This window comes from Streptomyces sp. JH34, from assembly GCF_029428875.1.
Taxonomy (GTDB): domain Bacteria; phylum Actinomycetota; class Actinomycetes; order Streptomycetales; family Streptomycetaceae; genus Streptomyces.
This window is the reverse complement of record NZ_JAJSOO010000001.1, coordinates 1,930,737-1,949,109: the sequence shown is the minus strand read 5'-3', so window position 1 is coordinate 1,949,109 and position 18,373 is coordinate 1,930,737. Positions and strand designations below refer to the sequence as shown.

Annotated in this window: 14 protein-coding genes; 12 read left to right on the top strand and 2 right to left on the bottom strand. The window is 72.4% G+C overall.

What is annotated here, in order from left to right; translation table 11 throughout:
* The first annotated feature begins 142 nt into the window (after window positions 1-142).
* Complete coding sequence (locus tag LWJ43_RS08340; protein WP_277331663.1) at window positions 143-1,720, top strand: PucR family transcriptional regulator; 1,578 nt, start codon at window positions 143-145, stop codon at window positions 1,718-1,720.
* Between the two features lie 155 nt (window positions 1,721-1,875).
* The gene (locus LWJ43_RS08335) at window positions 1,876-3,321 is read left to right on the top strand and encodes an aldehyde dehydrogenase family protein (protein WP_277331662.1); all 1,446 of its coding nucleotides are present in this window, start codon (window positions 1,876-1,878) and stop codon (window positions 3,319-3,321) included.
* Between the two features lie 114 nt (window positions 3,322-3,435).
* Here LWJ43_RS08335 and LWJ43_RS08330 read toward each other — a convergent pair whose 3' ends face one another.
* A complete protein-coding gene (locus LWJ43_RS08330; protein WP_277331661.1) occupies window positions 3,436-4,992 on the bottom strand; it encodes an eCIS core domain-containing protein in 1,557 nt (518 codons plus the stop codon).
* A gap of 377 nt (window positions 4,993-5,369) precedes the next feature.
* On the opposite strand from LWJ43_RS08330, the gene LWJ43_RS08325 reads away from it, so the two are divergent.
* From LWJ43_RS08325 to LWJ43_RS08280, 10 genes are all read left to right on the top strand, one after another.
* Complete coding sequence (locus LWJ43_RS08325) at window positions 5,370-7,316, top strand: acyl-CoA dehydrogenase family protein (protein WP_277331660.1); 1,947 nt, start codon at window positions 5,370-5,372, stop codon at window positions 7,314-7,316.
* A gap of 79 nt (window positions 7,317-7,395) precedes the next feature.
* A complete protein-coding gene (gene aroA, locus LWJ43_RS08320; protein ID WP_277331659.1) occupies window positions 7,396-8,637 on the top strand; it encodes a 3-phosphoshikimate 1-carboxyvinyltransferase in 1,242 nt (413 codons plus the stop codon).
* A gap of 42 nt (window positions 8,638-8,679) precedes the next feature.
* On the top strand, window positions 8,680-9,174 hold the full coding sequence (locus LWJ43_RS08315; RefSeq protein WP_277331658.1) for a nucleotidyltransferase domain-containing protein: 495 nt from the start codon (window positions 8,680-8,682) through the stop codon (window positions 9,172-9,174).
* 78 nt (window positions 9,175-9,252) lie between these two features.
* Window positions 9,253-10,011 (top strand): hypothetical protein, encoded by a 759-nt coding sequence (locus tag LWJ43_RS08310; protein WP_277331657.1) that lies wholly within the window; start codon window positions 9,253-9,255, stop codon window positions 10,009-10,011.
* Window positions 10,012-10,063: 52 nt separating this feature from the next.
* Complete coding sequence (gene dxr, locus LWJ43_RS08305; protein ID WP_277331656.1) at window positions 10,064-11,326, top strand: 1-deoxy-D-xylulose-5-phosphate reductoisomerase; 1,263 nt, start codon at window positions 10,064-10,066, stop codon at window positions 11,324-11,326.
* Entirely contained in the window at window positions 11,323-12,633 is a 1,311-nt protein-coding gene (locus tag LWJ43_RS08300; protein ID WP_277331655.1) for a M50 family metallopeptidase, read from the top strand. Before dxr ends, LWJ43_RS08300 begins: the two co-directional genes overlap by 4 nt.
* Window positions 12,634-12,806: 173 nt before the next feature.
* Window positions 12,807-13,964, top strand: a complete 1,158-nt coding sequence (ispG, locus tag LWJ43_RS08295) for a flavodoxin-dependent (E)-4-hydroxy-3-methylbut-2-enyl-diphosphate synthase (RefSeq protein ID WP_277331654.1) — start codon at window positions 12,807-12,809, stop codon at window positions 13,962-13,964.
* Between the two features lie 153 nt (window positions 13,965-14,117).
* Window positions 14,118-14,963, top strand: coding sequence for a GNAT family N-acetyltransferase (locus tag LWJ43_RS08290; RefSeq protein ID WP_277331653.1), 846 nt, complete (start codon window positions 14,118-14,120; stop codon window positions 14,961-14,963).
* Between the two features lie 29 nt (window positions 14,964-14,992).
* The gene (locus LWJ43_RS08285; RefSeq protein ID WP_277331652.1) at window positions 14,993-15,571 is read left to right on the top strand and encodes a GNAT family N-acetyltransferase; all 579 of its coding nucleotides are present in this window, start codon (window positions 14,993-14,995) and stop codon (window positions 15,569-15,571) included.
* A gap of 105 nt (window positions 15,572-15,676) precedes the next feature.
* Window positions 15,677-17,380 (top strand): proline--tRNA ligase, encoded by a 1,704-nt coding sequence (locus LWJ43_RS08280; RefSeq protein ID WP_277331651.1) that lies wholly within the window; start codon window positions 15,677-15,679, stop codon window positions 17,378-17,380.
* A 55-nt stretch (window positions 17,381-17,435) separates the two neighbouring features.
* Here the strand turns inward: LWJ43_RS08280 and LWJ43_RS08275 are convergent, their stop codons facing one another.
* Window positions 17,436-18,350: an aminoglycoside phosphotransferase family protein gene (locus LWJ43_RS08275; protein WP_277331650.1), complete on the bottom strand. Its 915-nt coding sequence runs from the start codon at window positions 18,348-18,350 to the stop codon at window positions 17,436-17,438.
* Window positions 18,351-18,373 lie beyond the last annotated feature (23 nt).

Sequence of the window (18,373 nt, the reverse complement as noted above, 5' to 3'; positions counted from 1 at the left end):
AGGTTACGGGGACCCTGCCGCCCTGGCAGAATCGAACCCGGTCGTCTGTACGGGGCGGCGCATTCGAGCCGTCCGCGCGGGGCGGTCCAATCGAGCCGTCCGCACGGGCGGCGCCATCGACTCCCAGAGGTCCGGCGGTCCCATGCCACCCACTCTCGCCTCGCTCGTCCAGCACTCTGCGCTCAAGCTCACCGTCCGGGCGGGCGCCGACCGGCTCGGCACGCCCGTGCGGTGGGCGCACGCCAGTGAGCTGGCCGACCCGGTGCAGTACATGGAGGGCGGGGAACTGCTCCTCGTGACCGCGACCAACCTCGACGCCCGGGACCCGGAGACGATGCGCCGGTACGTCCAGCGGCTGGCCGGCGCCGGGGTCGCGGGGATCGGCTTCGGTGTGGGCGTCACCTACGAGGAGATCCCGCCGGCTCTCGTCGACGCCGCCGAGGAGGCCGGGCTGCCGCTCCTGGAGGTGCCCCGGCTCACGCCGTTCCTGGCCATCAGCAAGGCGGTGTCCGGGGCGATCGCCGCGGACCAGTACCGCTCGGTCACGGCCGGATTCGAGGCCCAGCGGGAACTGACCCGGGCCGCGGTCGCCGGGGACGGCCCCGCGGACCTGCTCACCCGCCTCGCCGCGAACGTCGACGGATGGGCCGCGCTGTACGACTCCGCCGGCGCCGTCGTCGCCGCGGCGCCCGACTGGGCGGCGCGCCGAGCCGCCCGGCTGACCCCCGAGGTGGAGCGGCTGCGGGACCGCCCGGCCCCGGCCAGCGTGGTCGTCGGCGACAGCGAGAGCGACGACCGGGTCGAACTGCAGTCCCTGGGCGCCGGCCGCCGGAACCGGGGCGCGCTCGCGGTCGGCACGGGGGCGGCGCTCGGCACGGCCGAGCGCTACGCGGTGCACTCCGCGGTCGCCCTGCTCACCCTGACCACGGCCCGTTCCCGGGCGCTCCAGGGAGCGGAGCAGCGCCTGGGCGCCGCGGTCCTGAGGATGCTGCTGGCGGGGGAGTCCGACCACGCCCGGGCCGTCGCGGGGGACCTGTACGGCGGACTGCTCGACGCCCCCTTCCGGCTGCTGATCGCCGAGGCGCCGGCCCCCTCCGGGACGGACTTGCCGGCGGAGGTGATGGAGGCCGCCGCTTCCCGGTCCGGCGAGACCCTGCTGATGGTCCCCGAGGGCGAGCGCCTGGTGGTCCTGGCCGCCGACGGCGGCGCCGCCGTCGCGGCCTGCACGGCCCACGCCAGGGCCGTGGACGACCGGCCGGTGCGCGAGCCGGGCCCCGACGACGCCGGCGTGGTCGTCGGCATGTCCGCCCCCTGCGGCCCCATCGCCGTATCCGCCGCGTACAAGCAGGCCGAGCAGGCGCTCTCGGTCGCCCGCCGCCGGGGCAGAGCCATGGTCGAGCACGAGGAGCTCGCCGCCGGATCCGTCCTGCCGCTCCTCGCCGACGACGCCGTACGGGCGTTCGCCGACGGAATGCTGCGGCCGCTGCGGGAACACGACGCGAAGGGCCGCGGCGATCTCGTGGACTCCCTGCGCGCCTGGCTCTCCCGGCACGGCCAGTGGGACGCGGCCGCCGCCGACCTGGGAGTCCACCGCCACACCCTGCGCTACCGGATGCGACGGGTGGAGGAGATCCTGGGCCGTTCGCTGGACGACCCGGACGTCCGGATGGAGCTGTGGCTCGCCCTGAAGACCACGTCCGCCTCCTCGGGCGGGCAGTAGCCCGCCCGGCTACGACAAACCGGCGCACCCGGCCCGTGCTCCACTCCACGGCGGACAAGCCTCATCCGTGCCGGGCCGCCCTACGGTGGGGCCGAAGGGCACCCTCGCGGCGCCCGGCGATCGTCGTTCACCACCCCCGAAGGGCCGGAACCGCCATGACTTCCACCCACGCCTTCTGGCTGGCCGGCCGCCAGGCCACCGGCGAGGACAGCTTCGACGTCACCAACCCCTGGGACGGACGTCTCGTCGGTACGGTCTCCGTGCCCACCGACGCCCAGGTCGAGGAGGCCGTCGCCGCCGCGTACGCCGTGCGCGAGGAGTTCGCAGCGACCCCGGCGCACGTACGGGCCGCCGCGCTCGACCACGTCGTGCGCCGCCTCACCGAGCGCACCGAGGAGATCGCCCAGCTGATCTCCGCCGAGAACGGCAAGCCGATCAAGTGGGCCCGCGGTGAGGTCGGCCGGGCCGTCTCCGTCTTCCGGTTCGCCGCCGAGGAGGCCCGCCGCTTCAACGGCGGCGACGCCCAGCGGCTGGACACCGACGCGGGCGGGACCGGCCGCCTCGCCCTGACCCGGCGCTTCCCGCGCGGGCCGGTCCTCGGCATCGCGCCCTTCAACTTCCCGCTCAACCTCAGCGCCCACAAGGTCGCCCCGGCCATCGCCGTCGGCGCTCCGATCATCCTCAAGCCCGCCCCGGCCACCCCGGTCTCGTCCCTGATCCTGGGCGAGCTGCTGGCCGAGACGGACCTGCCGGCCGGCTCCTGGTCCGTGCTGACCGTGCCCAACGACAGGATGCCCGCCCTGGTCCAGGACGAGCGGCTGCCGGTGATCTCCTTCACCGGCTCCGGCCCCGTCGGCTACGCGATCATGGAGTCGGTGCCGCGCAAGCACTGCACCCTGGAGCTCGGCGGCAACGGAGCGGCGGTCGTGCTCGGCGACTGGTCCTCCGAGGAGGACCTGGACCGGGCCGCGACCCGCATCGCGACCTTCTCCAACTACCAGGGCGGCCAGTCCTGCATCTCGGTGCAGCGCGTCATCGTCGACGCCACCGTCCACGACCGGCTCGTCCCGAAGATCGTCGCGGCCGTCGAGGCCCTGGTGACCGGCGACCCCTCCGACGCGGCCACCGACGTCGGCCCGCTCGTCAGCGAGGACGCCGCCCGCCGGGTCGAGTCGTGGGTCGACGAGGCCGTCACCGCCGGCGCCACCCTGCTGACCGGTGGCAAGCGCGACGGCGCCACCTACGCCCCGACGGTCCTCGCCGACCTCCCCGACGGCACGACGATCGCCTGCGAGGAGGTCTTCGGCCCGGTCCTGTACGTCCGGAAGACGCACGGCGAGGCCGAGGCCTTCGCCGCCGTCAACGACTCCAGGTACGGCCTCCAGGCGGGCGTCTTCACCCACGACCTGCAGACCGCCTTCCGCGCCCACCGCGCGCTGGAGGTGGGCGGCGTGGTCATCGGCGACGTGCCCTCCTACCGCGCCGACCAGATGCCGTACGGCGGTGCCAAGGAGTCCGGAGTGGGCCGCGAGGGCGTGCGCTACGCCATGGACGACTACACCTACGAGCGCGTCCTGGTCCTCACCGGCCTGGCCCTGTAGCCAGGTCCACGGCGCCGGACGGTCTGAGCCCGCTGTGCGGGGGCTCAGGCCGTCCGGCGTGTCCGGTCCGTCGTGCCCGGAGGCCGGCGGCCGCCACGGGCAGGCCCGTCGCCCCTACGCCCGCTCCCAGTCCGACTCGGAGTCGGACGGGAGGTGCTGGGCGCTCGTCATGCGGGTCTGGCCGGCTCCCTGCTCCGCCTCCGCCTTCTTCCTGCCTGCCGCGGTCTGCTCCAGGATCCGGTTCCGGAACTCGTAGTCGCGGGGCCCGGCGGCGGCCCCGACCTGCTGGAACACGGCGCCCTCCAGCCACTCGGGTGCCCGCCACCTGAACATCTCACCGTGCGACCCGGACGGGACCACGCGGTAGCCGTACTCCGCTCCGAGCGTGGCGTTGACCGCGCTGAACGTCATCTGGCAGGCGCCGCACGCCTTCTTCACGCCGCCCATGTGCACTTCCTTGATCTTGCCTTTGCCCAGCGGCCACGGATTCCCCTCCCAGGACGCGATCTGCTCGCCGAGCAGGGTCATCTCGCCGTGGACGGAGGCGTCCTTCTTGGAGTGCTCCGCGTTGCAGGTCCACGTGCCCACCGACGACCGCAGCGCTCGCGCGGTGGCCGGGAGATCCGGGTCGTCCCTGTGCACACCCTCGTAGTCCCCGGAAAGCGTCGCCCGTAGCTTGAGTTGGTCCTTGCGGCGGCGGGGATCCTCCGACAGCGGCGCGTCATGGTCCAGGGCGGCCCCGACAGAAGCGAGCCCCGCCTGCTGCTTCTCCTCGGACAGCTTCTTCAGACCGGAGTTGGACGAGTACCGCAGCCCTGTGTCCGGCACGTTCGTGACCGCCACGTGCGGTGTCTTCCTCGCGTTCGGTGCGTGTGCCTCCCGCGCCATCCGGTCCAGGGTGCGCAGGTTCGCCGGCCGGGTCCCCGTCTTGCTCGGGTTCGTCTGCCGGTAGCGCGGCGTGCCCTGTTCCTCGTCCTCTTCGGCCCGTTGCACCTGCGGAGCCCGCTGGACGGGCAGCGTCTCCGCCCCGGTGCCGGCCGGCGGCTCGGGTGCCGCCTCGGCGGCCATGGGCGGCGCCTGAGCCATCACCCGGGTCGCGTTCGCCTCGGCCTCCCGCTCGAAGCGGTCGCCGGGATCCGACATCCGCAGCCCCCCGCCGTCGTCCGTGCCGGCCACCGGCCCCTGCCGCTGCTGGATCACGTGCGTCAACTCGTGCGCCAGGGTGTGCTTGTCGCCACCGCCCGCGCCGAGAACCACGTGATGGCCCGAGGTGTAGGCGCGCGCGCCGATCTCCCCGGCGGAACGCTGCGCGGCCGCGCCCCGATGCACCCGTACATCGGAGAAGTCCTGGCCGAGCCGTGATTCCATCTCCTGGCGCAGCGGGGCCGCCAGGGGGCTGCCGGCTCCCCGCAGAACCTCGTGGACGGCCGACCTCTGCACCGGTGCCCCAGGCCCCTCCCGGTGGCCGCAGCCAGGACCGTGTTCGTGGCGCTCCCGCTCCATCGCCCGGAGGACGGCCGCGTTACCCGCGCTGCGCTGCAGGGCGAGCAGTGTCTCGGCCCCGGAGGCGGCGGCCGGTGAGCCCAGCAGCGGGCCGGTGGTCTGCGGGCGCCGCACCGGCGTCTGCTGCCGGCTGCCTCCCGACGGCCGTTTCGGCTCCTGTGCGTGCATTGCGTTCCTCGATCCGTGCGACTCGCCGTCTCCGGCGAGCCACGCTGCCACGCCTCCCGTCCGGCCGAAAGGGACGGGAGGGCAGCGCCAGGGGCATGATCCGTCACCCGGACTGCCCCGCTGTCCGCCGGTCGGTGCAGGTGGGCCGGGGTAGCCCGAGCAGCCGAGTCGGGTCAGCGGACCTTGAACGGCGCGAGTCCTCACCGCCCCGGCTGTGCGGGGCCGCTGTGCGGGGGTCCCGGCCGCTTCCGCACGCCACCGGGAGCCCCGCGCAGGGTGGTGGGGGTGGCGTAGATCGGGTAGATACGGACAAGTGACACCGATCGGCACGCGTACGGCCCGACCCATATCCCGACTCGCGGCGAGGTGAGCTCCTCATGTCCGCCCCATCCGACATCCCCCAGGCCCCCAAGGTCACCGAGCGCGAAGCGCGGCAGGTGGCCGAGGCCGCACGTGAACAGGACTGGCGCAAGCCGAGTTTCGCCAAGGAACTCTTCCTCGGACGCTTCCGGCTGGACCTGATCCACCCCCACCCCCAGCCCGCCCCGGACGACGTGCGGCGCGGCGAGGCCTTCCTCGCCCGGCTGCGCGAATTCTGCGAGACCAGGGTCGACGGCGCCCTCATCGAGCGTGAGGCCCGGATCCCCGACGAGGTGATCGACGGCCTCAAGGAACTCGGCGCCCTCGGCATGAAGATCGAGACCAAGTACGGAGGCCTGGGCCTGACCCAGGTCTACTACAACAAGGCCCTCGCGCTGGCCGGTTCGGCGAACCCCTCGATCGGCGCGCTGCTCTCCGCCCACCAGTCCATCGGCGTACCGCAGCCGCTGAAGATGTTCGGCACCCAGGAGCAGAAGGACGCCTTCCTGCCCCGCCTCGCGCGGACCGACATCTCCGCCTTCCTCCTCACCGAACCCGACGTCGGCTCCGACCCGGCCCGGCTCGCGACCACGGCCGTCCCGGAGGGCGACGACTACGTCCTGGACGGCGTGAAGCTCTGGACGACCAACGGAGTCGTCGCCGACCTGCTCGTGGTCATGGCGCGTGTGCCGCAGTCCGAGGGCCACAAGGGCGGCATCACCGCCTTCGTCGTCGAGGCCGACTCCCCGGGCATCACCGTGGAGCACCGCAACGCCTTCATGGGCCTGCGCGGCATCGAGAACGGCGTGACCCGCTTCCACCAGGTCCGCGTCCCCGCGGCGAACCGGATCGGTCCCGAGGGCGCCGGCCTCAAGATCGCCCTCACCACGCTCAACACGGGACGGCTCTCGCTGCCCGCCATGTGCGTCGGTGTGGGCAAGTGGTCCCTGAAGATCGCCCGTGAATGGACGGCGGTCCGCGAGCAGTGGGGCAGGGCGGTCGCCCGCCACGAGGCGGTCGGCGCGAAGATCTCCTTCATCGCCGCCACCACCTTCGCCCTCGAAGCGGTCGTGGACCTCTCCTCGCAGATGGCCGACGAGAGTCGCAACGACATCCGCATCGAGGCCGCGCTCGCCAAGCTGTACGGCTCCGAGATGGGCTGGTTGATCTCCGACGAGCTCGTCCAGATCCGTGGCGGACGCGGCTTCGAGACCGCCGCCTCGCTCGCGGCCCGCGGCGAACGCGCCGTCCCCGCCGAGCAGATGCTCCGCGACATGCGGATCAACCGGATCTTCGAGGGGTCCACGGAGATCATGCACCTGCTGATCGCCCGTGAGGCCGTCGACGCCCACCTCAAGGTCGCCGGCGACATCATCGACCCCGACAAGCCGCTCTCCGACAAGGCGAAGGCGGGTGCCAACGCCGCCGGCTTCTACGCGCGCTGGCTCCCCAAGCTCGTCAGCGGACCCGGACAACTACCCGGATCCTACGCCGAGTTCCGCGTCCCGGGACACCCCGACCTCTCCGCGCACCTGCGGTACGTCGAGCGCTCCTCGCGGAAGCTGGCCCGCTCGACCTTCTACGCGATGTCCCGCTGGCAGGGCCGCATGGAGACCAAGCAGGGCTTCCTCGGCCGGATCGTCGACATCGGTGCCGAACTCTTCGCCATGAGCGCCGCCTGTGTCCGGGCGGAGCACCTGCGGGCCGACGACGACCACGGCCGCGAGGCGTACCAGCTCGCCGACGTGTTCTGCCGGCAGGCCAGGATCCGGGTGGAGGAACTCTTCAACCGGCTGTGGTCCAACACCGACGACATCGACAAGCGCGTCGTGGACGGGGTGCTCTCCGGGACCTACACCTGGCTGGAGGAGGGTGTCATCGACCCCAGCGGCGACGGCCCCTGGATCGCCGACGCCACCCCCGGCCCGGCCACCGGGGACGACGTCCACCGCACCCTCCGCTGAGTCCCGGCACCCCGCGGGGCGCGTCCACTGCCTGGACGCGCCCCGCGGGCACGCCCACCGCAGGGCAAAATGGGCGCCCGTGACCGTCATCGACATCCCCGGCTCCAAATCCGTCACCGCCCGCGCCCTGTTCCTGGCGGCCGCGGCGGACGGCACCACCACCCTCCTGCGCCCCCTGCACTCGGACGACACCGAGGGGTTCACCGAGGGGCTGACCCGCCTCGGCTACGAGGTCCGCCGGGAGCCGGACCGGTGGCACATCGAGGGACGCCCCTCGGGGCCCGCGGCCGCCGACGCCGAGGTCCACTGCCGCGACGGGGCCACCACCGCGCGCTTCCTGCCGACGCTCGCCGCCGCCGCGGCGTCCGGCACGTACCGCTTCGACGCCTCCGCGCAGATGCGCCGCCGCCCCCTCGCGCCCCTCACCGGGGCCCTGCGCAAGCTGGGCGTCGACCTCCGCCACGAAGGAGCGGAGGGCCACCACCCGCTGACGATCGAGGCCTCGGGCGTCAAGGGCGGCGAACTGACCCTGGACGCGGGGGAGTCGTCGCAGTACCTCACGGCCCTGCTGATGCTCGGGCCGCTCACCGCGGAGGGCCTGCGGATCGAGGTGACGGAGCTGGTCTCGGCGCCGTACGTCGAGATCACCCTCGCGATGATGCGCGGCTTCGGCGTCGAGGTGGCCCGGGAGGGGAACACCTTCAGCGTCCCCCCGGGCGGCTACCGCGCCACCACCTACGCGATCGAGCCCGACGCGTCCACCGCGAGCTACTTCTTCGCCGCGGCGGCGCTCACCGGACGTGAGGTCACCGTCCCCGGCCTCGGCACGGGCGCCCTCCAGGGGGACCTCCGCTTCACCGAGGTGCTGCGCCGCATGGGCGCGGACGTGCGGACGACCGCGGACTCCACGACCGTACGGTCCTCCGGCCGGCTCTCCGGTCTGACGGTCAACATGCGCGACATCTCCGACACCATGCCGACCCTCGCGGCGATCGCCCCGTACGCCACCTCGCCGGTACGCATCGAGGACGTCGCCAACACCCGGGTGAAGGAGTGCGACCGGCTGGAGGCCTGTGCGGAGAACCTGCGGAACATGGGGATCACCGTGCACACCGGACCCGACTGGATCGAGATCCACCCCGGCACCCCGCACCCCGCGGAGATCGTCACCCACGGCGACCACCGCATCGTGATGTCCTTCGCCGTCGCCGGCCTCCGCACGCCCGGCATGAGCTACGACGACCCCGGCTGCGTACGGAAGACCTTCCCCCGCTTCCACGAGGAGTTCGCCGCTTTCGTGGCCAGGACCACGCAGCCGTAAACCGTAGTGCGGCCCGGCCCGGGCCGCACTACGGTCGCCCGCATGACGTCCCGGAACGATGTCCTGTCCGTCCTCACCCTGCTGCGCGAGGCCGGTGCCGACGTGGTGATCGCCGGGGGCTGGGGCGTCGACGCCCTGCTCGGCGAGGAGACCCGTCCCCACCGTGACCCCGACCTCCTGCACCGGCGTGAGCAGGAACCCGCCGTCGTGGCCGCCCTGGAGTCCGCCGGGTACACCGAGACGCTGGACCGGCGCCCGGTCCGCTTCGTGCTCAGCCACCCGGCCGGGTCCGAGATCGACCTGCATCCGCTGGAGTTCGCCGCCGACGGATCCGCGGTCCAGTCCTCGCCCGACCCCGCTGAGCCCTTCCGCTACCCGGCCGTCTGCTTCGTCACGGGCACCATCGGGACCACCACCGTGCGCTGCGTCTCCGCCGAGCAGCAGGCGCTGTTCCACCAGGGGTACGAACCGGCGGAGCGCGATGTGGCGGACATGCGGCGGCTGCGGGAGAAGTTCGGCATCGATACGCACTTCTGACCCCCGGTGCCGCACAATCGAGCCTCGGCCGCGAGCGGGACACGGATTCCGGCGGGTCGACACGAGACAGGGGCAGGGATGTTCGGGGTGTACGGGGCGGGCGGCCGGCGGGGCGCCCTGGCGGCGGGATGCGCGGTGGCGGCCCTCATGGGCCTCACCGGATGCGGTGGCGGGGACGACGGCGACGGCAGGAGCGGCGCCGGGAAGAGCCCCGCCCCCTCGCGACCTGCGACGGCCGGCGGGCTCAGCGAGGCGCGGCTCACCGCAGTCGCCTTCCGCGACGGGGAGCGGGCCGGTGACCTCACCGCGTCCGAGTACACCCTGGACGGGCCGCTCGGGGACGCCTACACCGCCGATCCCGCCGTCTGCCGGCCGCTCGTCAGCCTCGCCGGTGACGTCAGCGGTCACGAGCCCGTCGCGCAGGTGCAGCGCAAGGCCGACAAGCCCGAGGACATGCTCGGGGTCACCGTCGACATCACCCTGCGTTCGTACGCCGGGGACGAGGCCGCGAAGGTCATGGCATCGCTGGAGCGGGCCGGACGTGAGTGCGCCGGGGGCTTCACAGAGGAACGGGCCGTCGCGCGCGCCCGGTACGAGAAGGCCGAACCGGCGGCGCTGCCCGCCTTCGCGGGGGAGGCCGACGAGGCGAAGGCCTACCGCTTCACCGTGCTGGACGTGAAGGGGAAGCTGAAACTGTACGAGTACCTCACCGTCCTGCGGTCCGGTTCCACCACTCTCGCCTTCCGCGGCGAGATCCTGGGCACCCAGGACATCGGCGGGGTCCCCGAGGACGTCATGGCCGCCCAGTGGAAGAAATTCCGTGCCGGGCAGGCCTGAGGCACGCGCCCACGGGGGCGCGCTGTCAGTACACACAGCGGATGCGGCAACAATGGGGTCCATGAGCGACAGCCCCGCACCCCTCGCCGACCCGCATCTCGTCTTCGACGCGGCGGAAGGCCGCCGGGATCTGGTGATCCTCGGCTCCACCGGGTCCATCGGCACCCAGGCCATCGACCTGGTCCTGCGCAACCCCGGCCGCTTCCGCGTCACCGCGCTCTCCGCCGCGGGCGGCAGGGTCCGGCTCCTCGCCGAACAGGCACGGCAGCTGCGCGTCCGCACGGTCGCGGTCGCCGACGAGGGCAAGGTACCGGCGCTCCGCGAGGCGCTGCGCGAGGTCTTCGGGGCGGGGGAGCCGCTCCCGGAGATCCTGGCCGGCCCCGACGCCGCCACGGACCTCGCGGCGAGCGACTGCCACACCGTGCTGAACGGGATCACCGGCTCGATCGGCCTCGCCCCCACGCTCGCCGCGCTGAAGGCGGGCCGCACCCTCGCCCTGGCCAACAAGGAGTCGCTGATCGTCGGCGGCCCCCTGGTCAAGGCGCTGGCGGCCCCGGGCCAGATCATCCCGGTCGACTCGGAGCACGCCGCGCTCTTCCAGGCGCTCGCCGCGGGCAAGCGCGCCGACGTGCGCAAGCTCGTCGTCACCGCGTCCGGCGGCCCCTTCCGGGGGCGGACCCGGAGCGAGCTGGCCGACGTCACCCGCGAGCAGGCCCTGGCGCACCCGACCTGGGCCATGGGCCCCGTCATCACCGTCAACTCGGCGACCCTGGTCAACAAGGGCCTGGAGGTCATCGAGGCGCATCTGCTCTACGACATCCCGTTCGACCGGATCGACGTCGTGGTCCACCCCCAGTCGTACGTTCACTCGATGGTGGAGTTCACCGACGGCTCGACCCTCGCCCAGGCGACCCCGCCCGACATGGGGGGTCCCATCGCCATCGGTCTCGGCTGGCCCGAGCGGGTCCCGGACGCGGCCCCCGCGTTCGACTGGACGAAGGCCTCCAGCTGGGAGTTCTTCCCGCTCGACACCGAGGCCTTCCCGTCCGTCGGGCTCGCCCGGCACGTGGGCGCCCTCGGCGGTACCGCGCCCGCGGTGTTCAACGCGGCCAACGAGCAGTGCGTGGACGCGTTCCTGGCGGGACGGCTGCCCTTCAACGGAATCATGGATACGGTCACAGCGGTGGTGGCCGAACACGGCACCCCCGCCACGGGAACTTCACTGACGGTCGCGGACGTCCTCGAAGCGGAGACCTGGGCCCGGTCCAGGGCCCGCGAACTCTCGGCGGAAGCGACAGCGGAGGCGCACGCATGAGCATGACGACGATCCTGATGACGATCCTGGGGATCGCCATCTTCGCCGTGGGTCTGCTGTTCTCGATCGCCTGGCACGAACTGGGCCACCTGTCGACGGCCAAGCTCTTCGGGATCAGGGTGCCGCAGTACATGGTCGGCTTCGGCCCGACCGTCTGGTCGCGCAAGAAGGGCGACACCGAGTACGGCATCAAGGCCATCCCCGCCGGCGGCTACATCCGGATGATCGGAATGTTCCCCCCGGGGCCCGACGGACGGCTCGAGGCGCGCTCCACCTCACCCTGGCGCGGCATGATCGAGGACGCCAGGTCCGCCGCCTTCGAGGAGCTCCAGCCGGGCGACGAGAGCCGGCTCTTCTACACGCGCAAGCCGTGGAAGCGCGTGATCGTGATGTTCGCCGGGCCCTTCATGAACCTGGTCCTGGCCGTCGCGATCTTCATGGGTGTGGCCATGACCTTCGGCTTCCAGACCCAGACCACCGAGGTCGCGGGCGTCCAGCAGTGTGTGATCGACCAGAGTGAGGACCGCGACGCCTGCAAGGCGTCCGACCCGGTCTCGCCGGCCAAGGCGGCCGGGCTCAAGGAGGGCGACACGATCGTCGCCTTCGACGGGCGGAAGATGGACGACTGGGGCACGCTCTCGGAGGAGATCCGGAAGACCATCGGACCCGCCACCATCACCGTGCAGCGCGACGGCCGGGAACAGACCCTGAACGCCGTGCTGGAGGAGAACTCCGTCGCGAAGAAGGACTCCGACGGCGAGGTCGTACCCGGTGAGTTCGTCGAGGCCGGCTACCTCGGCTTCGCCGCCAAGACCGAGATCCTGCCGCTCTCCTTCGGCGACTCCGTCGTCCGCATGGGCGACATGATCGAGAACGGCGTCGACTCGATCATCGCCCTGCCCTCCAAGATCCCCGACCTGTGGAGCGCGGCGTTCGGTGACGGCGAGCGCGCCGATGACTCACCGGTCGGCGTGGTGGGCGCGGCGCGCATCGGCGGCGAGGTGATGAACCTCGACGTCCCGGCCCAGAACCAGATCGCGATGATGCTGTTCCTGCTCGCCGGGTTCAACCTCTCCCTGTTCCTGTTCAACATGCTGCCCCTGCTCCCGCTGGACGGCGGGCACATCGCCGGTGCGCTCTGGGAGGCCCTGCGCCGCAATGTGGCCAAGGTCTTCAAACGGCCCGACCCCGGACCCTTCGACGTGGCGAAGCTCATGCCCGTCGCCTACGTGGTCGCCGGCATCTTCATCTGCTTCACGCTGCTGGTCCTCGTCGCCGACATCGTGAACCCCGTCAAGATCACCTGACCTCCGACGGAGTGCGGCCGGACACCCGGACGGGGGTGCGGCCGCACACCACGGCACCCGCCCGGCGACGGGGTGCGTTCCCGTCGGCTCCGGTGCCGTAACCTCGAATCCTGGAGCCCGCCGTTCTCGGGACCTCGATCCACACTGATCCACACCTTGGGGATGCTCAGCGCATGACTGCGATTTCTCTCGGAATGCCGGACGTTCCGACCAAGCTCGCCGACCGACGGGTCAGCCGCCAGATCCAGGTCGGGACGGTCGCGGTCGGTGGCGACGCACCGGTCTCGGTGCAGTCGATGACGACGACGCGCACGTCCGACATCGGTGCGACGCTGCAGCAGATCGCGGAGCTGACGGCCTCGGGCTGTCAGATCGTCCGGGTCGCCTGCCCGACGCAGGACGACGCCGACGCGCTTGCGACGATCGCCAGGAAGTCCCAGATCCCGGTGATCGCGGACATCCACTTCCAGCCGAAGTACGTGTTCGCGGCCATCGACGCGGGCTGCGCGGCGGTCCGGGTGAACCCGGGCAACATCAAGCAGTTCGACGACAAGGTCAAGGAGATCGCGAAGGCCGCGGGCGACGCGGGCACTCCGATCCGCATCGGCGTCAACGCGGGTTCGCTGGACGCGCGGCTGCTGAAGAAGTACGGCAAGGCCACGCCGGAGGCCCTCGTCGAGTCGGCGCTGTGGGAGGCGTCGCTGTTCGAGGAGCACGGCTTCCGCGACATCAAGATCTCGGTCAAGCACAACGACCCGGTCGTCATGGTGAACGCCTACCGCCAGCTGGCCGCGCAGAGCGACTACCCGCTGCACCTGGGCGTGACCGAGGCCGGTCCGGCGTTCCAGGGGACCATCAAGTCCGCGGTGGCGTTCGGTGCGCTGCTCTCGGAGGGCATCGGGGACACGATCCGGGTGTCGCTGTCGGCCCCTCCGGCGGAGGAGGTCAAGGTCGGCCTGCAGATCCTGGAGGCGCTGAACCTCAAGCAGCGTCGTCTGGAGATCGTCTCCTGCCCGTCGTGCGGGCGTGCGCAGGTCGACGTGTACAAGCTGGCCGACCAGGTGAGCGCGGGCCTGGACGGCCTGGAGGTCCCGCTGCGCGTCGCGGTGATGGGCTGCGTCGTGAACGGCCCGGGTGAGGCCCGTGAGGCCGACCTGGGAGTGGCGTCCGGGAACGGCAAGGGCCAGATCTTCGTGAAGGGCGAGGTCATCAAGACCGTCCCGGAGTCGAAGATCGTGGAGACCCTCATCGAGGAGGCCATGAAGATCGCGGAGCAGATGGAGAAGGACGGCATCGCCTCGGGCGAGCCCCAGGTGTCCATCGCCGGCTGACCTCCCGCCCTTCCGCGCCGTGCCCCGCAGGTCCTGCCCGCGGGGCACAGCCGTGTGCGGCCCCGGCCCGCCGGGCCTTCCCCCTGCGGGGCGGCACCCCACAGTCTTGACGGGTACAGTGCGGACATCAGTAGACCGTTCGGTGAGGCCCCAGTGTTGACGCAGACCACTACCCGGGTCCTCGACCCCGGCGAGCTCCCCGCCGCGCTCGCCATCCTCGAGAGCGAACCCGTGGAGAACGCGTTCGTCACCTCCCGTGTCCAGGTCGCCGGGCTCGACCCGTGGCGGCTCGGCGGCGAGATGTGGGGCTGGTACGCCGACGGCCGGCTGCGCTCGCTCTGCTACTCCGGGGCCAACCTCGTGCCCATCTGCGCCACCCCCGAGGCCGTCAGGGCCTTCGCCGACCGTGCCCGGAGGGCCGGCCGCCGCTGCTCCTCGATCGTCGGCCCCGCCGGACCCACGGCCCAGCTGTGGCGGCTCCTCGAACCGAGCTGGGGACCCGCCCGTGAGGTGCGGCCCAACCAGCCGCTCATGGTCACCGAGCAGCCCTCGGCCGAGGTGGCGGCCGACCCGCTCGTGCGCAGGGTCCGCAAGGAGGAGATGGACGTCCTCATGCCGGCCTGCGTGGCCATGTTCACCGAGGAGGTCGGCGTCTCCCCGCTGGCGGGCGACGGCGGGCTCCTCTACCAGGCGCGGGTCGCCGAACTGATCACCACCGGACGCTCCTTCGCCCGCATCGAGGACGGCAAGGTCCTCTTCAAGGCGGAGATCGGAGCGGCCACGCCCCACGCCTGCCAGGTCCAGGGCGTCTGGGTCGCTCCCGAGGCCCGGGGCCGGGGACTCTCCGAGACGGGCATGGCGGCCGTCCTGCGCCACGCCCTCGACGACGTGGCACCGGTCGTCAGCCTGTACGTGAACGACTACAACACCGCCGCGCGCAGGGCCTACAGCCGCGTCGGCTTCCGCGAGACGGGCGCGTTCATGAGCGTGCTGTTCTGACCGGGGCGCACGGCCAGTAGGGTTCCCGCATGGCAGCAGCAACCCCCATGTCCCCCTGGGGCTCCGGGACCCCCGACATCGTGGTCGGACCGCTCGACCTGGCCGCCCGCGTCGACGAGGCACTCACCGTGCAGGCCCACGCCTTCGGCCTCTCCCAGGACGAGATCGACGTACGCCGCCACATCGTCCTGCGGCACCTCGACGACCCGCGGGCCCGTTCCTTCGGCGCCGTCGCCGCCGACGGACGTCTCGTCGGCTTCGTCTACGGGCTGCCGAACAGCCGGGCGCACTGGTGGTCCACCGTCGTCGAACCGTATCTGCGCGTCACCGGGTCCGAGGGCTGGCTCGACGACTCGTTCGTGATCACCGAACTCCACGTCCACCCGGAGTTCCAGCAGCGCGGCATCGGCCGCAGCCTGATCACCACCATCACGGACACCGTGGACCTGCCCCGCTCCATCCTCTCGGCGATCGACACCGACAGCCCCGCCCGCGGTCTCTACCGCGCCCTGGGCTACCAGGACCTGGCACGGCAGGTGCTCTTCCCGAGCGCCCCCAAGCCGTACGCGGTGATGGGCGCGCCCCTCCCGCTGCGGCGCCGCGGCTGAGGCCCTCCGCCCTCCACGCGCGGGACGGTCCGGGGAATCGATTTCCGCCCGCACGGGCCCCCCGGCTAACCTCGGGCTCACCACCCTTCCGAGCAGGAGTTCATCATGGCCCAGGTCCAGCGCATGTCCCGATTGATGATCAAGACACTGCGCGACGACCCGGCGGACGCCGAGACGCTCAACCACAAGCTCCTCGTCCGCGCCGGTTACGTACGCCGCACCGCGGCCGGTATCTGGTCGTGGCTGCCGCTCGGCAAGAAGGTGCTGGAGAACATCACCCGCGTCGTCCGCGAGGAGATGGACGCCATCGGCGGCCAGGAGGTCCTGCTCCCCGCGCTGCTGCCCAAGGAGGCGTACGAGGCGAGCGGCCGGTACGACGAGTACGGCGACCTGCTGTTCCGGCTCAAGGACCGCAAGGGCGCCGACTACCTCCTCGGCCCCACCCACGAGGAGATCTTCACCCAGGTCGTCAAGGACATGTGCTCGTCCTACAAGGACCTGCCCGTGATCCTCTACCAGATCCAGACCAAGTACCGCGACGAGGCCCGCCCCCGCGCCGGTGTGCTGCGCGGCCGCGAGTTCCAGATGAAGGACTCGTACTCCTTCGACACCACCGACGAGGGCCTGGCCGAGGCGTACCAGCTGCACCGCGCCGCCTACATCCGGATCTTCGAGCGGCTCGGCCTCGACCACCGCATCGTCTCCGCGGTCTCCGGCGCCATGGGCGGCTCGGCCTCGGAGGAGTTCCTCGCCCCCGCGCCCGCCGGCGAGGACACCTTCGTCGACTGCCCGAACTGCGACTACGCCGCCAACACCGAGGCGGTGACGTACAAGGTCACGACGGTCGCCGACGCCTCCGCGGCCGGCCCCGTCGAGGAGCTGGACACCCCCGACACCCCGACGATCGAGTCCCTCGCCGCCCACCTCGGTGTCCCGGCCTCCGCCACCCTGAAGAACCTGCTGGTCAAGGTCGACGGCGAGATCGTGGCCGTGGGCGTGCCCGGCGACCGCGAGGTCGACCTGGGCAAGCTCGGCGAGCACCTCGCCCCCGCGGTCGTCGAGCTCGTCACCGCCGAGGACTTCGTGGGCCGCCCCGACCTGGTGCGCGGCTACGTCGGCCCGCAGGGCCTGGAGAAGGTCCGCTACATCGCCGACCCCCGTGTCGCCGCGGGCACCGCCTGGATCACGGGCGCCAACAAGGAGGGCACGCACGCGAAGAACGTCGTCGCGGGCCGCGACTTCGAGGTCGACGACTACCTCGACGTCGTCGTCGTCGAGGCGGGCGACCCCTGCCCCGAGTGCGGCACCGGCCTCCAGGTGGACCGCGCCATCGAGATCGGCCACATCTTCCAGCTCGGCCGCAAGTACGCCGACATCTTCTCCCTCGACGTCCTCGGCCAGCAGGGCAAGCCGGTCCGCGTCACCATGGGCTCGTACGGCATCGGCGTCTCCCGCGCGGTGGCCGCACTCGCCGAGCAGACCGCCGACGAAAAGGGCCTGTGCTGGCCCCGCGAGATCGCACCGGCCGATGTGCACGTCGTCGCCGCCGGCAAGGCGCTCCAGACCGAGCTGGCCCTCGACGTCTCCGAGAAGCTCGACGCCGCGGGTCTGCGCGTCCTGGTCGACGACCGCGCGGGCGTCTCGCCGGGCGTGAAGTTCACCGACTCCGAGCTCATCGGCGTCCCGAAGATCCTTGTCGCCGGCCGCCGTTCGGCCGAGGGCGTCCTGGAGCTGAAGGACCGCCGGACCGGCGAGCGCGAGGAGCTCACGGTCGACGAGGCGATCGCCCGGCTGACCGAGCAGGGCTGACCGCACGGACAGCACGCAGGGCCCCGCGCGTTCGCGCGGGGCCCTGCGTGCGCGACTACAGCCAGCCGGCGAACTCCAGGGACATCTCGCCGTCCTGGGTACGCCCCACCGACAGCGCCCGGGTACCGGACTCGACGGCGCGGAACAGCGTCCAGCCGCGCAGCCTCGCCTGGTCGACGTCCAGCGAGTCCGCGAGCTTCTTGACCCGGCGCCGGGCCGTCGCGGCGCCACCGGGTGAGGCGATCAGGTCCTCGACCCGGTCGCGCGCCAGCCGCGCCAGGTCGTACGCCCGCTCGCCGGTCAGCGGCTCCGGGCCGACCACCAGCCACGGGGCACGCTCGCCCGACAGGACCTTGCTCTGCCGGAAGTTGCCGTGCAGCAGGAAGAGTTCGGGGGGGGCCTGGACCAGCTCCTCGCGGGCCGCGAGGGCAGCCGAGACGAGCGGTTCCAGAGCGGGGTCCCGTTCGGCCGCCGCGCGCATGGGCCCCGACTGCCGTGCGGTGCGCTCCGTGACGGTCTCGAAGGAGTGGCCCGCGGGCGGCTCCACCCAAAGCCGCCGTACCGTCCCGGCGGCCTCCAGCAGGGCCTTCGCCTCCGGCAGCGAGCGCAGGGAGACCTCGTGGTGCAGCCGTTCCAGCAGCAGGGCGCCGTCCGGAGCAGCGGCGTCGGGAGCGGCCAGGAGCCCGACTGCGCCCCAGCCGTTCCAATGCGCGAGCGCCGCCCCCTCGAGCTCCGGGGCGGCCCCCGGAGGCGCGATCTTCAGCACACCGGGCGTGCCGTCCGCCCGGCGTACGAGGAGGAGGAGGGCGGTGCGGCCGCCGGGTGCGCACACCCGCTCCAGGGAGACCGCGTGCGCGGACAGCGCGTCGTCGGTGAGCGCGGGGAGCCGTGCGAGCCACTCGGCGGCGGCCGCGTCCCCGTACGTCTCACCGAGCGCCCGCACCAACCGCTGCGGCGGTTCAGAACCCATACGTGCCGTGTTCCCTTTCAAAG